We start from the raw sequence: 16,491 nt of genomic DNA, 5'->3' as shown, positions 1-16,491 counted from the left end.
GCGACGGCGCCACCGACCAGGCCGTCCGCGGAACCCTCGACTGGAAGTTCTGACAGGCAGCCGGCGCAAAAGGGCCGGAGCATGAGGGCCCATGCATGAGGGCTGGCGGCGACCCCGCCGGCCCCTCGACACAGCGCCCGCGCCCGTCCTCTACCGCCGGTCGCTCAGCACACGCTCGGCACATCCCTCTGCCGATGGGCTCGGCTCACGTGCCGTGCCTGAGCTTCCTGCGGCCTGCGGCGAACGTATGGGCACGCAATCATGCTCTTGGCGGCGCGCGCTCCGGCGTCGATACTGTGGCGGAATCGGTCGACCGGCCTCAGGCGCGGGGCGAGAGATCCGGCCCGCTCAGGCCTGCCGCACGTCGTCATTGCCTCAAACCTGCCGGACGCCGGCTCGGCCGATAGAAAAACGGTGAGGAGCGTCGTCGATGCAAGAGAGCGCGGCCCAAGGGAACACTGCCCCGGAGAACAGCGCCGTTGAGAGCGCGGCCGTTGAGAGCGCCGCCCCGGAGAACGCGGTGAACGATAGCGCGCCCCGTGCCGCCGGTCCCCTCTCCGGCATTCGCGTCGTCGAGCTCGGCAATCTCATCGCCGCGCCCTTCGCCACGCGGCTGATGGCCGATTTCGGCGCCGAGGTGGTCAAGATCGAGGCTCCCGGCGAGGGCGACCCGCTGCGCAAATGGCGCAAGCTGCACAAGGGCACCTCGCTCTGGTGGTATCTCCAGTCGCGCAACAAGAAGTCGGTGGCCGTCGACCTGCGGCTCCCCGAGGGACAGGAGATCGTTCGCCGCCTCGTGCGCGACGCCGACGTGCTGGTCGAGAACTTCCGCCCCGGCACGCTGGAGCGCTGGGGGCTCGGCTGGGAGGCGCTGCGCGAGGTCAACCCCAAGCTCGTCATGGTGCGCATCTCCGGTTTCGGACAGGACGGGCCCTATCGCGAGCGCCCCGGCTTCGGCGCGGTGGGCGAGGCGATGGGCGGCATGCGCTTCACCACCGGCGACCCGGACCGACCGCCGGCGCGCACCGGCATCAGCCTCGGCGATTCGCTTGCCGCGCTCCACGCGGTGATGGGTGCGCTGATGGCGCTGCTGCACGTGAAGACCGGCGGCGGCGGCGGTCAGGTGATCGACGTCTCGCTCTATGAGAGCGTGTTCAACCTGATGGAGAGCCTGATCCCGGAATATGACGTGGTCGGCTTCGTGCGCGAGCGCTCCGGCGGCTCACTGCCGGGCATCGCGCCGTCGAATTCCTATCCCACAGCGGAAGGCAGCTACGTCATCGTCGCCGGCAATGGCGATGCCATCTTCCGGCGGCTGATGACGGCGATCGGCCGCGACGACATGGCGCTCGACCCCCGCTTCGCCTCCAATGACGGGCGTGTCGCCCATGTCGAGCTGATCGACGCCACCATCGCCGAATGGACCGGCCGCCATTCGCTCGAAGAGGTCACGGCCGCGCTCGACCGCGCCGAGGTGCCCAACGGACGCATCTATTCGGTGGCCGACATCGTGTCGGACCCGCAATATCTCGCCCGCCGGATGATCCTTCCCACGACTCTGCCCGACGGCACCGCGATGAAGATGCCGGGCATCGTGCCGCAGTTCTCGGAGACGCCGGGCGCGGTGAACTGGCTCGGCCCCCGGCTCGGCGAACATACCGCCCCTGTGCTGGCACAGCTCGGCTACAGTGCCGGGGAGATCGAAAGGCTCGCACAGGCCGGCGCCATCAAGCGGGGGGAGGACGAATGAACTGGGACGCCCTGCCCTCCCGCGTCCACGTGCAGGAGGTCGTCACGCGCGACGGGCTCCAGATCGAGCCGCGCTTCCTGCCCACGCCCGACAAGATCGCCCTTATCGACGCGCTGTCGGAGACCGGCGTTTCGAAGATCGAGGTGACGTCCTTCGTCTCGCCTAGGGCGGTGCCGAACCTTGCCGATGCGCGAGAGGTCGCGCGTGCCATCCGGCGCCGGCCCGGCGTGACCTATGTCGCGCTGGTGCCGAACCTGCGCGGCGCGCAGGAGGCGCTCGACGCCGGTATGGACGAGCTCAACCTCGTCATGTCGGTGAGCGAGACGCACAACCTTGCCAATATGCGGATGACGCCGGCACAGTCGCTCGCCGGTTTCCGGGCCATCACGGAGGCCGCGAAGGGGAGCGGCACCGCACTCAACGGCTCGATCGCCACCGCCTTCGGCTGCCCCTTCGAGGGTGCCCAGCCAGAGGCGAAGGTACTGGCGCTGATCGAGGACTACCTGTCGCTGGACCTCGATTCCGTGACGCTGGCGGACACCACCGGCATGGCCAATCCGCGACAGGTGGCCAGTCTGGTCGACGCGGTGCGGCGGCGCTTTCCGGCGCTGCCGCTCACCCTGCATTTCCACAACACGCGCGGCCTCGGCCTCGCCAATGTGCTGGCGGCGCTCGACGCCGGCGCCGACCGCTTCGACGCCTCGCTCGGCGGGCTGGGCGGCTGCCCCTTCGCGCCCGGCGCCACCGGCAACATCTCGACCGAGGACCTCGTCCACATGCTCGGCGAGATGGGCGTGACAACCGGCGTCGACCTGCCGGCCCTGCTCGCACTGGCGCGCACGCTGCCCGCCCTCGTCGGCCACGACACCCCGGGGCAGGTCGCCAAGGCGGGCCGGAGCGGGGATCTGCATCCCGCCCCCGCTCATCTGGCCGCCTCGTGACAGGAAAACAGACGGGAGAACGCGCCATGGAGGCCGCCCTCGGGCATGCCGCCGCCCCGCCGCCGGCGTCCGGCGCCGCGATGGCGGTGGAACTCCACGATGTCAGCATCAGTTTCGCGATGAAGGGCCAGCCGGTCTACAAGGCGGTGGCACCGACCTCGCTCAAGGTGCGCGAGGGCGAATTCGTCGCCATCGTCGGCCCCACGGGCTGCGGCAAGTCGACCCTGCTCAACGCCACCGCCGGCCTTCTCAAGCCGGCCGGCGGCCATGTCACCGTCTTCGGCACGCCGCTGAGCGGGCTGAACGCGCAGGCGGGCTATCTCTTCCAGCAGGACGCGCTGATGCCGTGGAAGACGGCGCTCGACAATGTCGCCATCGCGCTGGAGATCGGCGGCACGCGCCGCGCCGACGCCCTCGCGCAGGCGCAGGAATGGATGAAGAAGGTCGGCCTCGGCCGCTTCGGCGACCGCTACCCGCACCAGCTCTCCGGCGGCCAGCGCAAGCGCGTCGGCCTCGCGCAGGTTCTGGTGCGCCAGCCGAAGATCCTGCTGATGGACGAGCCCTTCGGACCGCTCGACGCGCAGACGCGGCAGATCATGGGCACGCTGCTCCTGAATCTGTGGGCGCTGGACCGCAAGGCGGTGCTGTTCGTGACCCATGACCTCGACGAGGCGATCGCCCTCTCCGACCGCGTCGTCATCATGTCGGCAGGCCCCGAAGCGCGCATCATCGGCGACTACCCGATCGACCTTGACCGCCCGCGCGACGCGGCCGACATCCGCCTCGACCCGCGCTTCCACACGCTTCACCGGCAGATCTGGAACCAGCTCAAGGCCGAGGTCGCCAAGACCTATGGGGAGGACCTCGCGCCATGAAGCTTCATCCCGTCAAGCTCCTGCTCCTCCAGTTGCTTGTCGCCCTCGTCGCGCTCGCCATCTGGCAGGTCGGCGCCACCGTGCCGATCGGCGACACCTATCTGCTGCCGGAATTCTTCTTCTCGAAACCGGGCGACGTGTTGGTGCGCGTCTACACGCTGTTCGCCACCGGCGTGATCTGGAAGCATTTGTGGATCACGCTCAGCGAAACCGTGCTGGCCTTCCTCATCGGCTCCGTCGCCGGCGTCGTCTTCGGCTTCTGGTTCGCCCGCCAGCCCACCGTCGCCGCCGTGTTCGACCCCTATGTGAAGATGTTCAACGCCCTGCCCCGCGTGGTGCTGGCACCGATCTTCATGCTGTGGCTCGGCCTCGGCATCTGGTCGAAGGTCGCGCTCGGCGTCACGCTGGTGTTCTTCATCGTGTTCTTCAACGTCTATCAGGGCGTGAAGGAAGTGAGCCCGGTGGTGCTGGCCAATGCGCGCATGATGGGCATGAACGAGCGCCAGCTCTTCCGCAACGTCTACTGGCCCTCGGCGCTGTCGTGGATGTTCTCCTCGCTGCACACGGCGGTGGGCTTCGCGCTGGTGGGCGCGGTGGTCGGCGAATATCTCGGCTCGGCGGCGGGGCTGGGCTATCTCATCCATCAGGCGGAGGGCGTGTTTGACGTCACCGGCGTGTTCGCCGGCATGGTCATCCTTGCCGCCTTCGTGCTCGTCATCGACTGGGCCGTGACACGCATCGAGAACCGGCTTCTCGTGTGGCGGCCGCAATCCGCCAGCGAACAGAACTAGAGGGCGGGACCGGGCCGATCCCAACCCTTGCCGACACCACAGGCGCCGCTAGAACAGGCTCCATAATTGGGAAAGAAACGGGAGGAAGATCAATGAAGATGCGTGCCCTGCTGCTCGCAACGAGCCTTCTCATCTCCGCCTTCGGCGCCGCGCAGGCCGCCGAGATCGAAAAGCCCAACCTGACGCTGGGCGTCGGCGGCAAGCCGCTGCTCTACTATCTCCCGCTGACGCTGGCCGAACGTCTCGGCTACTTCAAGGATGAGGGCCTCACCGTCGAGATCAACGATTTCGGCGGCGGCTCCAAGTCGCTGCAGGCGCTCATCGGCGGCTCGGTCGACGCCGTGACCGGCGCCTATGAGCACACGATCCGCATGCAGGAGAAGAAGCAGGACGTGCGCGCCGTCATCGACCTCGGCCGCTATCCCGGCATCGTGGTCGCGGTGCGCAAGGACAAGGCCGACACGATCAAATCGGCCGCCGACCTCAAGGGGGCGAAAATCGGCGTCACCGCGCCCGGCTCCTCGACCTACATCCTCGTGCAGTACCTCATGAAGAAGGCGGGGCTGAACCCGGACGACGCCTCGTTCATCGGCGTGGGCAGCGGCCCCTCGGCAGTCGCGGCGATGCAGAAGGGCGAGATCGACGCCATCTCGCATCTCGATCCCGTCATCTCGAAGCTGCAGGACCTCGACGCCATCAAGGTGCTGGTCGACACGCGCACCACCGAGGGGACCCAGCAGGTATTCGGCGGCATGAACCCGGCCGCCGTGCTCTACCTGAAGGAAAGCTTCATCAAGGCGAACCCGAACACCGTCCAGGCGCTCACCAACGCCTTCTACCGGACGCTGAAATGGCTGGAGACGGCGACGCCGGAACAGGTCGCCGCGACGGTGCCGCAGGAATACTGGCTGGGCGACAAGGACCTCTACATCAAGGCCTTCAATGCCTCGCGCCAGGCCTATTCGACCGATGGCAACATCGACGAGGCGAGCATGAAGAGCGCCCTCAACCTGTTGACCACTACCGATCCCGATCTGAGCGCCGCCAATATCGACCTTTCCAAGACCTTCGATGGCTCCTTCCTCGCCAAGGCGAAGGCCAAACAGTAGGCCAGCCGACGCGGTAGCCGGTCCCGACCGGCCACTGTCTGCGGTTCCCGCGCCGTCCATCCCCGGATGGACGGCGCTTTCGTCGAAGGCCCGCGCCTTCTCCCGGCTCAGGCCGGCCGTGGCGGCGCCAGCGAAGGCGCGCTTTCGAGGCGCGGGGGCTGGAGCAAGCCGGCGGCCGGCGTCTCGCCGCTGATCCGCCCGGCGATGTAGTCGAGGGCGGCGCGGCTGCAGGCGTCGAGACCGAGATCGACGCGGGCGAGGCGATGATTGCCGCCTTCCGCCAGCGCCCGGCCACCGATGCCGACGACCGCAGCGTCGTCAGGCACGCGGCGCCCGCTCGCCTCGATGGCCTGGATGACGTTGATCGACATCAGGCTCGACGCCGCGATGAAGGCGGTGACGCCGCGCTCACGGCACTGTGCGACCAATGAAGGGCCCGGCGGGATGTCGGGCCCGGCCATCCCCCATGATCATGATTGCGACGTTCTGATCGTTTTTTCAGCACGCCTATAGGACAGGCAGACAAAGCAAGCTTCGTGTCTTGCCGATGTATCCGCCGCGAGGCGCCACTCTAACCTTCACGCTCAGTGTCGACCGCCCGGTCGCGGTCCGTTTCGAGCAGAAGGTGCGTCATGCCGGCCAATCCGTTCCATCTCGCGTGGTTTCTCCAAGGCTCCAGCATCCAGGCCTGGAACGAGCCCTGGACCGGAAACATCGCGCAGGAATGGATGAGCGCCGACATGTTCCTCGACCTCGTGCGGTCGATGGAGCGGGCGTGCTTCGACTACATCCTCATCGAGGATTCGATCTATATCGGCCAGAACTGGCAGAACTCGCGCGACATCTTCCTCAAGGGCGGCATCTGCGTGCCCCGTCAGGAGCCCTCGGTCGTCGCCACGCTGATGGCGGCCTCCACCAAGCGGCTCGGCATCGTGCCGACGCTCTCGACCTTCGCCTATCACCCCTATCTCACCGCCCGCATCGTCTCCTCGCTCGACCAGATCTCGGGCGGGCGGGCCGGCTGGAACATGGTGACGGGCTCCTCCGACTTCTCGGCGCAGAACTTCGGCCAGGACGCGCTGCCCCCGCATGACGAGCGCTACGTCATGGCCGAGGAGTATATCGACATCGTCAAGGGCCTGTGGGGCTCGTGGGAGCCGGGCGCGATCCTCGACGACCGCGAGAACGGCATCCTGATCGACCCCGACAAGGTCCACACCATCGACTACAAGGGCAAGTACTACGCCTCGCGCGGGCCGCTGAACTCCGGCCCCTGCCCGCAGGGCCAGCCGGTGATCGCGCAGGCCGGCGGCTCCAAGAGCGGGCGCAAGATCGCCGCCACCCACGCCGACACCATCGTCGCCGCCCCCAACGGCGTCGCCAGCATGAAGCAGTACAGGGACGACATCCGCGCGCAGATGGCGGCGATGGGCCGCGATCCCGACAGCTGCAAGGTGCTGTTCCTGCTCTCCCCCGTCGTCGCCGAGACCGAGGAGCAGGCGAAATGGTTCGGCGAGCAGCGCCGCGTCTCCGCCGCGCAGAACCTCGACGCCCGCATGGCCCGCTTCGGCTGGAGCACGAATCTCGACCTCTCCGGGCTCGACCTCGACACGCCGGTGAGCGAGCTGACGCTCACCACCAACGGCCACCAGTCCTCGCTCTCGCAGTTCCTTACCCGCGCCGGCGACAAGCCGCTGCGCCAGGCGATGATCGACCATGTGAGCTGCGGCTACTGCGTCGATGTGGTCGGCACGCCCGACAGCGTCGCCAGCCAGATGGACGAGATCATGCAGGAGGTGGGCGGCGACGGCTTCCTGCTGGTGCTGCCCGACGTCTCGCGCCGCTCGGTCGCCACCATCATGGACGGGCTGGTGCCCGTGCTGCAGCGGCGCGGCCTGACAAGGCGCGCCTACGCCCATGAACAGCTGCGCGACAACCTTCTCGAATTCTGAAACCGCGTTTCCCTCGACCCGACTTCCTCGAACCCATGGAACGACGCCGATGACCACCCCCGCTCTGCGCCATCGTCTCCGCCGAACCAGTGCCGTCCTCTTCATGCTGGCGCTCGGCGCCGGGCTGTCCCCGGCCTCGGCCGAGAAGCTCAAGTTGGGCAATGAGGGGGTCTACCCGCCCTTCTCGATGGTCGATTCCTCGGGCAACCTCACCGGCATGGAGCCGGAGCTGGCGCGCGAGATGTGCAAGCGCATCGGCGCCGACTGCGAGATCGTGGTCATGGACTTCAAGGCGCTGATCCCGTCCATGCTGCAGGGCAAGTTCGACGGCATCGTCACCCAGATCTCGCCGACGCCCGAGCGCGTGGAGAAAGCGCTCTTCTCCACGCCCATCGTCTACAACCCCGCCACCTTCGTGGTGAAGAAGGGCAGCAACTACACGCTGACCAAGGAAGGCGTCACCGGAAAGGGCCTGCGCATCGCCCTTCAGCGCGGCGCCTCCATGGTGCCCTACATCCACAAGCACTTCGGCAAGGACACCTTCGTCGAGGTCTATTACGACAACCCCGACCAGATGAAGCTCGACCTGCTGGCCGGCCGTCTCGACCTGGTGTTCGATTCCAAGATCAACTGGACGCTGGAGCTGATCGCCAAGCCCGAGGGCAAGGATTACGAGCTCGCCGGCGGCGACCACTGGCTGGGCGACCCCGCGATCCCCGAGGCCGAGCGCGGCTATAGCTGGATCTTCCCCAAGAAGAGCGAAGAGCTGGTCAAGCGCGTCAACACCGCGCTGGCCGAGATGATCAAGGACTGCACCTACACCACGATCCGCAAGAAATACGTGCCGGTGGCCACGCTGAGCAGCGAAGCCGCCTGCGACAAGACCAACTGACGACGACCCCCGGGGATCGCCACGATGACGAACCTCTCGCCCGCTGACATCGCAGGCTATCTGCGCCAGCTGGGCGAGGGCGCCCTCGTCACGCTGGAGCTGTTCCTCACCAGCTTCGCCGCCGCCTTCGTGCTCGGCGTTCTGATCGGGGTGATCACCCTGTCGAAGAACCGTTTCGTGCGGGCGGCGTGGCGCGTCTACGCCTCCATCTTCATGGGCGTGCCCTCGCTGCTCGTTATCTTCCTCGTCTACTACGGCGGCAGCGCGATGCTGTCCGCCGTGTTCGGGGAATTCGGCGCCGCCATCGACATCTCGCCCTTCGGGGCGGGTGTCGCCGCCTTCGCGGCCGTCTACGCCGCCTACATCGCCGAGCTGGTGCGCGGGGCCATCGACAACCTGCCGAAGGGCCAGTTCGAGGGCGCCCGCGCGCTCGCCATCCCCCCGGCGGTGATGTGGGGCAAGGTCATCCTGCCGCAGGCCATGCGGCTCGCCCTGCCCGGCCTCGTCAATGTGTGGAGCTTCATGCTCAAGGAGACGCCACTCGTCTCCCTCGCCGGGCTTCAGGACCTCGTCGCCAGCGCCAAGATCGCCGCCGGGGCGACCAAGGAACCCTTCCTGTTCTTCATCGCCACCGCGCTGGTGTTCATCGCCTTCAGCGCTCTCACGCTCAAACTCGCGACCGTGCTGGAGATCCGCCTCGATCGCGGGATCAGGCGGACGCCCGCCCGCGCCTCGGCAGGGGCGGAGGCATGAGCGGGCTGCCGATAGACTTCGACCTCGCCTGGCGCAGCCTGCCGGAACTGCTGGCCGGGCTGCAGGTCACGGTGCTCATCACCGTGCTGCCGCTCCTGTTCGGGCTTGCCCTCGCCTTCCCCATCTGCTTCGCCCGCATGTCGGCGCGCCGGTGGCTGTCGCTGCCCGCCGAACTGTTCGTGGTGTTCTTCCGCGGGGCGCCGCTGCTCATCCTGCTCTATGTCGTCTATTACGGCTTCGGGCAGATCGCCCTGCTGCGCGAGGGGCCGCTCTGGCTGCTGTTCGGCTCGCCCTTCGGCTGCGCCATCGTCGCGCTGACGTTCAACCACGCCGCCTACATGACCGAGGTGCTGCGCGGCAGTCTGCTGGCGGTGCCGGGCGGCATCGTCGAGGCCAGCGAGGCGCTCGGCATCTCCCGCCGGCACATCTTCATCTGGGTGAAGATGCCGCTGGCCATACGCTACGGGCTGAAGGCCTACCAGAATGAGGTGGTGAGCTTCGTGAAGGGCACCGCCATCGTCTCGGTGGTGACGATCACCGACCTGACCGCCGTCGCCAACGGCATCTTCGAGCAGACCTACGATCCCTTCACCCCGATCCTGTGCGCGGCGGCGCTCTACTGGGCGTTCATCAACCTGCTGCGCATCGGCTTCGAGCTCTGGGGCCGCTGGCTCGGCCGCCACCAGCGCGAGGAGGCATCACCCCTCACCGCCGAGGCGCCGCGCCGATTCGGCCTGCGCCGCCTCTCCAGCCTCGCAAAGGCCATGCTGTGACGCCCTCCACCGAAACGCCCGGCGCCGCGCCCGTTCCCGAAGCCGACGAGCCCGCCATCGGCCTTTACGGTGTGGTCAAGCTCTATGGCAGCCACCGCGCCCTCGACGGCGTCGACCTCGAAGTGCGGCGCGGCGAGAAGGTGGTGATCTGCGGCCCCTCCGGTTCCGGCAAGTCGACGCTGATCCGCACCATCAACGGGCTGGAGCGCCACGACGGCGGCCGCATAAGGGTGAACGGCATCGAGCTCACCGCCGAGGAAGGCACCGTGCAGGACATCCGGCAGGAGGTCGGCATGGTGTTCCAGCACTTCAACCTGTTCCCCCACCTCACCGCGCTGGAGAACTGCATGCTCGCCCCGCGTCTCAACCGGGGGCTCGGCAAGGAGCAGGCCGCGCGGCTCGCCATGCGGCATCTGGAGCGGGTGCATCTGGCCGACCATGCCGGCAAATACCCGGCCCGGCTGTCGGGCGGCCAGCAGCAGCGCGTCGCCATCGCCCGCGCGCTCTGCATGGAGCCGCGCATCCTGCTGTTCGACGAGCCGACCTCGGCGCTCGATCCGGAAATGGTCAACGAGGTGCTGGGAGTGATCGAGGAACTGGCGGCAACCGGCGTCACCATGGTCTGCGTCACCCATGAGATGGGCTTCGCCCGCCGCGTCGCCGACCGCTGCGTGTTCATGGACCGGGGCATGATCGTCGAGCAGGGCCCGGCGTACGACTTCTTCGCCCAACCGCGCAGCGAGCGGCTGCGCGGCTTCCTCGCCCAGATCCTGCGCTGAGCGGATCGGCGCGGTTCAGCCTGCGGACGCGAGCCCCGCGATGGTCTTGCCTCGGAAGAACACCAGCGGCTCGCCGCTCCCCGCCGCCCGCGCTCCGACCACCGTTCCGATGACGATGGAGATGCTGTCGCGCTCGACCACCTGGTCCACCGTGCAGTCGAACACGCCGAGCGCCTGCCTGAGCACCGGCGCGCCGGTCGCCAGCGTCTCCCATTCGCCCGTGACGAAGCGGTCGGCGCCGGAGAGCCCGGCCTTGCCCGAGAAGGCGTCGGCGACGTGAGAGGCACTGGCGGGCAGGAAGTTCACCGCGAAATGGCGCCGGGCAAGGATGGGACCGAGCGCACTCGTCTTCGCGTCGATGCTGACCAGCATGGTCGGCGGGTCGGCCGCGACATGGGCCGCCGACAGGCCGAGGAAGCCCGCCGGGCCGTCCTCGCCCTGCGCGGTGACGACGGTCATGCCCGTCGCGCGTTCCCCCAGCACGCGCCAGAAGGTCTTCGCGTCGACGGGATGTTCAGCCTCCAGGGCCGTCATGTTGATCCTCCTCCGGCTGGTGTTGCCGGCATGGGTCAGGTCAGATGGTGAAAACGCCGGCCGAAATAGACCAGTCCCTCGCTGCTGCCGCCCTCGTGCAGGCCCAGCACCTCGCAGAACATCACGTCATGCGTGCCGACGCTCGCCATGCGCGTGACGCGGCAGTCGAAGGCGACGGTCGCCTCCGCCAGCACCGGGGCGCCTGTGACGAGTTCCATCCACGGCGCGCCGTCGAAGCGCTCGCCCATGGTCTTGACGCCGCCGGCGAACGCCATGGACAGCGCCTCGTGATGCGGCCCGGCCAGGGTGTTGACGCACAGCACGCGGCTGGTGGCGATGGCCTTGTGCGACTGGTTGGAGCGGTTCACGCACACCAGAAGCGTCGGCGGGCTGTCGGTGACCGAGCAGACGGCCGAGGCGGTGAAGCCGCAGCGCCCCTCCTCGCCGATGCTGGTGATGATGTTCACCGCCGCCGGCAGCTTGGCCATGCCGGCACGGTAGATGTCGCGGCTGACGGCGTCTTCCGCGCCGCCCGGTGCGGTTGCGCTCATCGGTCCTCCAGAGGTGCGGGCCGGGGCGTGGTCCACGGCTTCAGAACTCGCGCAGCATCTGCCGCAGCGTGGCGCCGGGTGTGTAGCGGGTGCGGGCGAGCCCGCGCCGCTGCAGGGCCGGCACCAGCCCTTCGCAGATCTCGTTGATGTATTGGCGGCTGATATTGGTGGTGAAGGGCCGGGTGATGAGGAAGCCGTCGCCGCCGACCTCCGCCATGACCTCCCCCATGCGCTCGGCGACCTGATCAGGCGTGCCGACGAGGCCGTCGAGCCCGCGCGAGAGCTGGTCGGCGCAGAGCTGGCGCAGCGTCTTGCCCGATCCCGACTGCTGGAAAGCGTCGAGCGAGCCCTGCTCGCCATTGGTGGTGAGGTGCGGCAGGGGCTGGTCGAGGTCGAATTTCGAGAAGTCGATGTCGGTGATCGCCGCGACCAGCGCCAGCGTCTTCTCGTAATAGTCCGGCGCCTCGATGATGCGCGCGGCCTTGTCCTTCGCCTCCGCCTCGGTCTCCCCGAGGATGGGAGCGACCACGAAAAGCACCTTGATCTCGTCCGGGTCGCGCCCTCCTGCCTCGGCACGGGCACGCACGTCATCGCGATAGGCCTTCAGCCCGGCGACGCCCATGGACGGCGCGATGATGCTGTCGGCGGTCATGGCGGCGAATTCGCGCCCGCGCGGCGAGCCGCCCGCCTGCACGAAGGCTGGCCGCCCCTGCGGAGAGGGCGCGCAGTTCAGCGGGCCGCGACTGCTGTAATAGGTGCCCTTGAAGTTGATGGGCTTGATCTTGGTGTAGTCGGCATAGGTGCCGGTAGCGGGATCGCGCACGACGGCATCCGGCTCCCAGCTCGCCCAGAGCTGCTTGACCAGCTCGACATATTCGTCGGCCATGTCGTAGCGGAGCTGCCGAGGCGGCAGCTTGTCCATGCCGAAATTCTGCGCCGCGAGGTCCTCGCCCGTCGTCACGATGTTCCAGCCGAAGCGGCCGCGGCAGATATTGTCCAGCGTGGAGCACAGCCGCGCAAGCATGAAGGGCGGATAAGCCATGGTGGAGAAGGTCGCCACTACGCCGAGATTGGTGGTGTTCGCCCCGATCAGCGCCGCCAGCGGCGAAGGATCGGCCTTCGGACCCATGATGTTGTGCTTGAGGTACATCTCGGTGTTGCCGCCATAGGCCTCCGAGATCATCAGCGTGTCTTCGAGCATGATGTAGTCGAAGCAGGCGCGCTCCATGGCCCTGGCCATGTCGATATAGAAGCCGCCGTCCCAGGGATCGCCGCCACCGCCGGAGAAGGGACGGGTCCACTCGTCGACGGCGAAGTTGGTGAACCATCCCAGATGCAACGGCTTCGCGCTCACGATGGTCTCCCAGGCCGACGACGGATGCCGGGAAGCCTATGCCCACGCTTTGGCAGGCCGCCATCGCCAAAACCCCAAGCGATGTTCTGGCGCGCGCGGCCTCCGCTTTGAGCAATCCTGTCGCGAACGACTAATGGATAGGCACTAACCCTTACGTGATTAAACGATAGACATTCCCGTCTGGCCGGAATCACAAGGAATTCCGGCCCGCCCTGCTGCGGCGCACAATTTGCTACGATGCGAATGGAGGGGGAGCGCGTGCAATCGACGTCAGAAAGGGCCGGCCATGTCGAACCTCAGCCAGATCTACGACGTAGACCTGAAGCTGCTGCGCTATTTCTGCACCATCGTCGAGGAGCGCAGCTTCACCGCCGCGCAGGCGGCGCTCAATCTCTCGCAATCCACGCTGAGCGAAAGCCTGAAGACGCTGGAGATCCGCCTCGGCACGCGGCTGTGCCGGCGCGGGCCCAAGGGCTTCAAGCTGTTCCGCGAGGGCGAGGAGGTCTATAGGGCCGCCAAGGAGCTGTTCGCCTCCATCGAGGCGTTCAAGCAGAAGGCGTCGAACGTCAATCAGAGCGTCGCCTACGAACTTTGCGTCGGCATTCAGGACGGCATTGTCGAGAACCCCTCGGCCCGTATCCACGAGGCGATCCACCGCTTCTCGCAATATTACCCCAATGTGCGATTCCGCATGGAGGTGATGCTGGGCTTCCAGCTCACCGGTCGGGTCGCCGACGGCATGGTGCATGTCGGCATCGGGCTGGTGAACGAGCAGTATCCCCAGCTCCTCTACCAGCATCTGTTCGACGAGCAGGGCTATATGTGCTGCGGCGACAAGCACCCGCTTTTCACCGTGCCGGACGACGAGCTGACCATGGCGGACATCCAGGCCGCCTCCTACTGCAATCGCGGGCATCTGGAATATTACCATCCCGAGCGCACGCGCTCGGGCGCCGCCTCCGGTGACATCGGCCTCGGCATCCAGTCGCAGCTCGCGCTGATCCTGTCGGGCCGGAATATCGGCTATGTGCTGGACCACACGGCGGAGCCGCTCTTCGCGGCCGGGACGCTGCGGGCGCTGCGCCCGGACCTGATGCGCATCGTCAACCCGATCACCGCCATGGTCGGCCCCGGCGCGGCGGAGTTCAAGCTGGCCCGCCGCTTCGTCGACTGCCTGATCGACGTTCACATGGAACTGGGCGAAAGCCGCCTGCTGCCGCGTCCGGACTTCGCCACGAGCTGCGGAATGCTGGTCGAGCACGAGGGGGCGTACAACGTGCTGGCCTCGGTCAAACCTGGCGCCCGCATGGTCCAGAGTGCCCACGAGCGCGCGCGTGAGGGCGCCCGCGCGAGCACCCATGGCGGCACCATGACGGCGGCATAGGAATGCCCGGCGGGCTTTTAGCCCGCCTTGCCCGCGTGCCGGCTCTCCCGGATGAAGGAAGTGACCAGCATCAGCAGGGCGAGGCCCAGCAGCACCGCGCTGACCGGGTCGCGCACGAAGATGGAGAGATCGCCGCCGCCCATCATGAGCGAGCGCCGGTAGTTGGATTCGATCATCGGCCCCAGCACCGCGCCGAGCACCATCGGCAGCAGCGGGAAGCCGAGCGCGCGCAGGGTGAAGCCCAGCATGCCGATGCCCAGCACCAGGCCGAGATCGAAGGTGCTGTTGTTCACCGAATAGACGCCGGACATGATGAGGATGAAGATGCCGCCCTGCAGGAAGGGCTTGGGCTGGTTCACCAGCCAGATGATCGGCGAGAGCAGGACGACGCCGAGCGCCAGCATGGCGAAATTGGCGATGAAGAGGCCGCCGAACAGCCCGTACACGACCTCCGGGTGGCGCGCGAACAGCAGCGGGCCGGGCTGGAGGCCGTGGATCAGCAGCGCGCCCAGCAGCACGGCGGTCGAGTTGGAGCCGGGAATGCCGAAGCTGAGCGTCGGGATCAGCGCCGTCGAGGCCACCACATTGTTGGCGGTCTCCGGCGCGATCACGCCCTCCTCCGAGCCGTGGCCGAACTTCTCGGGCTCCTTCGACCAGCGCTTGGCCTCGTTGTAGGACATGAAAGAGGCGACGGAGCCGCCACCACCCGGCATCAGCCCCTCGATCAGGCCAAGTACCCAGGCGATCACCTGCGGCACGCGCAGCCGCCACAGCGTCTTCAGGCTCGGCAGCACCAGCCGCGTGGAGCGCCGCGCCTCGGGATCGGCCGCCATGTCCGGTTGGCCGGCCTGCATCATCTGCTCGCTCAGCGCGAACAGGCCCATCATGATGAGGATGATGCTGATGCCTTCCAGCAGGTCGGCCTGCCCGTAGATGAAGCGCCCGACGCCGGAGATCGGATCGGTGCCGATGGTGGCGAGCATGAGGCCGAGAATGCCGGCGATCACGCCCTTGACCATGGCGCCCGAGGACACCGAGGCCACCACGCTGATGCCGAGGATGCCAAGCGCGGCATAGGCGGGCGGGGTGAACAGCAGCGCGAGCTGGGCGACGGTCTCCGTCGAGGTCGCGAGCACGATGAGGCCGACGAGTCCTCCGATGGTGCCGCCGACCAGCGACAGGCCGAGCGCCTCGCCGCTGCGCCCCTGCCGATGCATCTCGTAGCCGTCGAAGACGGTCGCCGCCGCCGAACCCGACGCGGGCGTGCGGATGAGGATCGCCGGGATCGAGCCGCCATATTCGGCGCCGACATAGACCGAGGCGAGCAGCACCATCGCCGTCGAGGGATTGAGGTCGAAGGTGAAGGGCAGCAGCAGCGCCATGGCGATGGAGGTGCTGATCCCCGGCAGCGAGCCGCCCATCATGCCCCAGAGGCACCCGGCGAAGGCGGCGGCGATGATGGACGGGGAAGCCATCGCTTCCACCATGTAGATGAAATTCTGCATGCTTCACTCCGAAGCGCGTCTGCGGCGGCCGCCTCAGCGCGCGAGAAGGTCCATGAAGATGCCGGTCGGCACCGGCACGCCGAGCAGCGTGTGGAACAGGAGATAGAAGATGGCGGCGCCGGCGAGGGCGAAGCCGATGAGCCACGCCGAAGGGCGGCGCCCGTAATACATGCCGATCGCCAGCAGCACGGCGGCGACCGCCACCGGATAGCCCAGCCACGGCAGCGCCAGCACGAACCCTGCGGCGATGACCCAGAAGCCGAGCGCCCGCAGGAGTTCCAGGCGGCTCGGCAGGCCCTCGCGGTCCTGTTGCCGCTTTTCGGGGCTCGCCAGCAGCGACTGGACGATCAGCAGGCACGACATCACCGCGAGCGCGCCGCCCAGCAGCTTGGGCAGCCCGTCAGAGCCGACGGAGCCGCCCAGCGAGCTGCGCGGGAGCGCATCGGCCTGCATCCAGTAGAGAAACGAGAAGGCGAGGAGGACGAGACCCGCCCACAGTCCCACGCCCGCATTGGCCAAACGGCTTCGCATGGTTCGGCTCCTCTCGA

17 protein-coding genes are annotated in these 16,491 nt (G+C 67.7%); 11 read left to right on the top strand and 6 right to left on the bottom strand.

Annotated elements, in window-relative coordinates:
- The first annotated feature begins 520 nt into the window (after positions 1 to 520).
- From MWN33_RS07155 to MWN33_RS07135, 5 genes are all read left to right on the top strand, one after another.
- Positions 521 to 1,750 carry a CaiB/BaiF CoA transferase family protein gene (locus tag MWN33_RS07155; protein WP_247199740.1) on the top strand — a complete coding sequence of 410 codons (1,230 nt, stop codon included), beginning with the start codon at positions 521 to 523 and terminating at the stop codon, positions 1,748 to 1,750.
- On the top strand, positions 1,747 to 2,691 hold the full coding sequence (locus tag MWN33_RS07150; RefSeq protein ID WP_247199739.1) for a hydroxymethylglutaryl-CoA lyase: 945 nt from the start codon (positions 1,747 to 1,749) through the stop codon (positions 2,689 to 2,691). The genes MWN33_RS07155 and MWN33_RS07150 overlap by 4 nt, the downstream gene beginning before the upstream one ends.
- A 26-nt stretch (positions 2,692 to 2,717) precedes the next feature.
- On the top strand, positions 2,718 to 3,566 hold the full coding sequence (locus MWN33_RS07145) for an ABC transporter ATP-binding protein (RefSeq protein WP_343312659.1): 849 nt from the start codon (positions 2,718 to 2,720) through the stop codon (positions 3,564 to 3,566).
- Entirely contained in the window at positions 3,563 to 4,357 is a 795-nt protein-coding gene (locus MWN33_RS07140) for an ABC transporter permease (protein WP_247199738.1), read from the top strand. Before MWN33_RS07145 ends, MWN33_RS07140 begins: the two co-directional genes overlap by 4 nt.
- 92 nt (positions 4,358 to 4,449) lie before the next feature.
- Positions 4,450 to 5,466, top strand: a complete 1,017-nt coding sequence (locus MWN33_RS07135) for an ABC transporter substrate-binding protein (RefSeq protein WP_247199737.1) — start codon at positions 4,450 to 4,452, stop codon at positions 5,464 to 5,466.
- A gap of 107 nt (positions 5,467 to 5,573) precedes the next feature.
- Here MWN33_RS07135 and MWN33_RS07130 read toward each other — a convergent pair whose 3' ends face one another.
- A complete protein-coding gene (locus MWN33_RS07130; protein WP_247199736.1) occupies positions 5,574 to 5,927 on the bottom strand; it encodes a substrate-binding domain-containing protein in 354 nt (117 codons plus the stop codon).
- Between the two features lie 171 nt (positions 5,928 to 6,098).
- Between MWN33_RS07130 and MWN33_RS07125 the strand changes: the two genes are divergently transcribed.
- The 5 genes from MWN33_RS07125 to MWN33_RS07105 are packed head-to-tail and all read left to right on the top strand — an operon-like array spanning position 6,099 to position 10,615.
- On the top strand, positions 6,099 to 7,418 hold the full coding sequence (locus MWN33_RS07125; RefSeq protein WP_247199735.1) for an NtaA/DmoA family FMN-dependent monooxygenase: 1,320 nt from the start codon (positions 6,099 to 6,101) through the stop codon (positions 7,416 to 7,418).
- A gap of 49 nt (positions 7,419 to 7,467) precedes the next feature.
- Positions 7,468 to 8,310, top strand: a complete 843-nt coding sequence (locus tag MWN33_RS07120; protein WP_247199734.1) for a transporter substrate-binding domain-containing protein — start codon at positions 7,468 to 7,470, stop codon at positions 8,308 to 8,310.
- A 24-nt stretch (positions 8,311 to 8,334) separates the two neighbouring features.
- On the top strand, positions 8,335 to 9,063 hold the full coding sequence (locus MWN33_RS07115; RefSeq protein WP_247199733.1) for an ABC transporter permease subunit: 729 nt from the start codon (positions 8,335 to 8,337) through the stop codon (positions 9,061 to 9,063).
- Positions 9,060 to 9,836, top strand: a complete 777-nt coding sequence (locus MWN33_RS07110; protein WP_247199732.1) for an ABC transporter permease — start codon at positions 9,060 to 9,062, stop codon at positions 9,834 to 9,836. The genes MWN33_RS07115 and MWN33_RS07110 overlap by 4 nt, the downstream gene beginning before the upstream one ends.
- Positions 9,833 to 10,615: an amino acid ABC transporter ATP-binding protein gene (locus tag MWN33_RS07105; RefSeq protein ID WP_343312655.1), complete on the top strand. Its 783-nt coding sequence runs from the start codon at positions 9,833 to 9,835 to the stop codon at positions 10,613 to 10,615. Before MWN33_RS07110 ends, MWN33_RS07105 begins: the two co-directional genes overlap by 4 nt.
- A gap of 15 nt (positions 10,616 to 10,630) precedes the next feature.
- Here MWN33_RS07105 and MWN33_RS07100 read toward each other — a convergent pair whose 3' ends face one another.
- The 3 genes from MWN33_RS07100 to MWN33_RS07090 are packed head-to-tail and all read right to left on the bottom strand — an operon-like array spanning position 10,631 to position 13,054.
- Positions 10,631 to 11,149 (bottom strand): flavin reductase family protein, encoded by a 519-nt coding sequence (locus tag MWN33_RS07100; protein WP_247199731.1) that lies wholly within the window; start codon positions 11,147 to 11,149, stop codon positions 10,631 to 10,633.
- Between the two features lie 35 nt (positions 11,150 to 11,184).
- Positions 11,185 to 11,700, bottom strand: coding sequence for a flavin reductase (locus MWN33_RS07095; RefSeq protein WP_247199730.1), 516 nt, complete (start codon positions 11,698 to 11,700; stop codon positions 11,185 to 11,187).
- Positions 11,701 to 11,740: 40 nt separating this feature from the next.
- On the bottom strand, positions 11,741 to 13,054 hold the full coding sequence (locus MWN33_RS07090; protein WP_247199729.1) for an NtaA/DmoA family FMN-dependent monooxygenase: 1,314 nt from the start codon (positions 13,052 to 13,054) through the stop codon (positions 11,741 to 11,743).
- Between the two features lie 286 nt (positions 13,055 to 13,340).
- On the opposite strand from MWN33_RS07090, the gene MWN33_RS07085 reads away from it, so the two are divergent.
- Complete coding sequence (locus MWN33_RS07085) at positions 13,341 to 14,438, top strand: LysR family transcriptional regulator (RefSeq protein ID WP_247199728.1); 1,098 nt, start codon at positions 13,341 to 13,343, stop codon at positions 14,436 to 14,438.
- 17 nt (positions 14,439 to 14,455) lie between these two features.
- Here the strand turns inward: MWN33_RS07085 and MWN33_RS07080 are convergent, their stop codons facing one another.
- Both MWN33_RS07080 and MWN33_RS07075 read right to left on the bottom strand, forming a co-directional pair.
- The gene (locus tag MWN33_RS07080; RefSeq protein ID WP_247199727.1) at positions 14,456 to 15,943 is read right to left on the bottom strand and encodes a tripartite tricarboxylate transporter permease; all 1,488 of its coding nucleotides are present in this window, start codon (positions 15,941 to 15,943) and stop codon (positions 14,456 to 14,458) included.
- A 33-nt stretch (positions 15,944 to 15,976) separates the two neighbouring features.
- Positions 15,977 to 16,474 (bottom strand): tripartite tricarboxylate transporter TctB family protein, encoded by a 498-nt coding sequence (locus tag MWN33_RS07075; RefSeq protein ID WP_247199726.1) that lies wholly within the window; start codon positions 16,472 to 16,474, stop codon positions 15,977 to 15,979.
- Positions 16,475 to 16,491 lie beyond the last annotated feature (17 nt).

It is taken from the genome of Ancylobacter koreensis (assembly GCF_023016525.1).
GTDB lineage: Bacteria > Pseudomonadota > Alphaproteobacteria > Rhizobiales > Xanthobacteraceae > Ancylobacter > Ancylobacter koreensis.
This window is presented reverse-complemented; position numbering and strand designations above follow the sequence as displayed.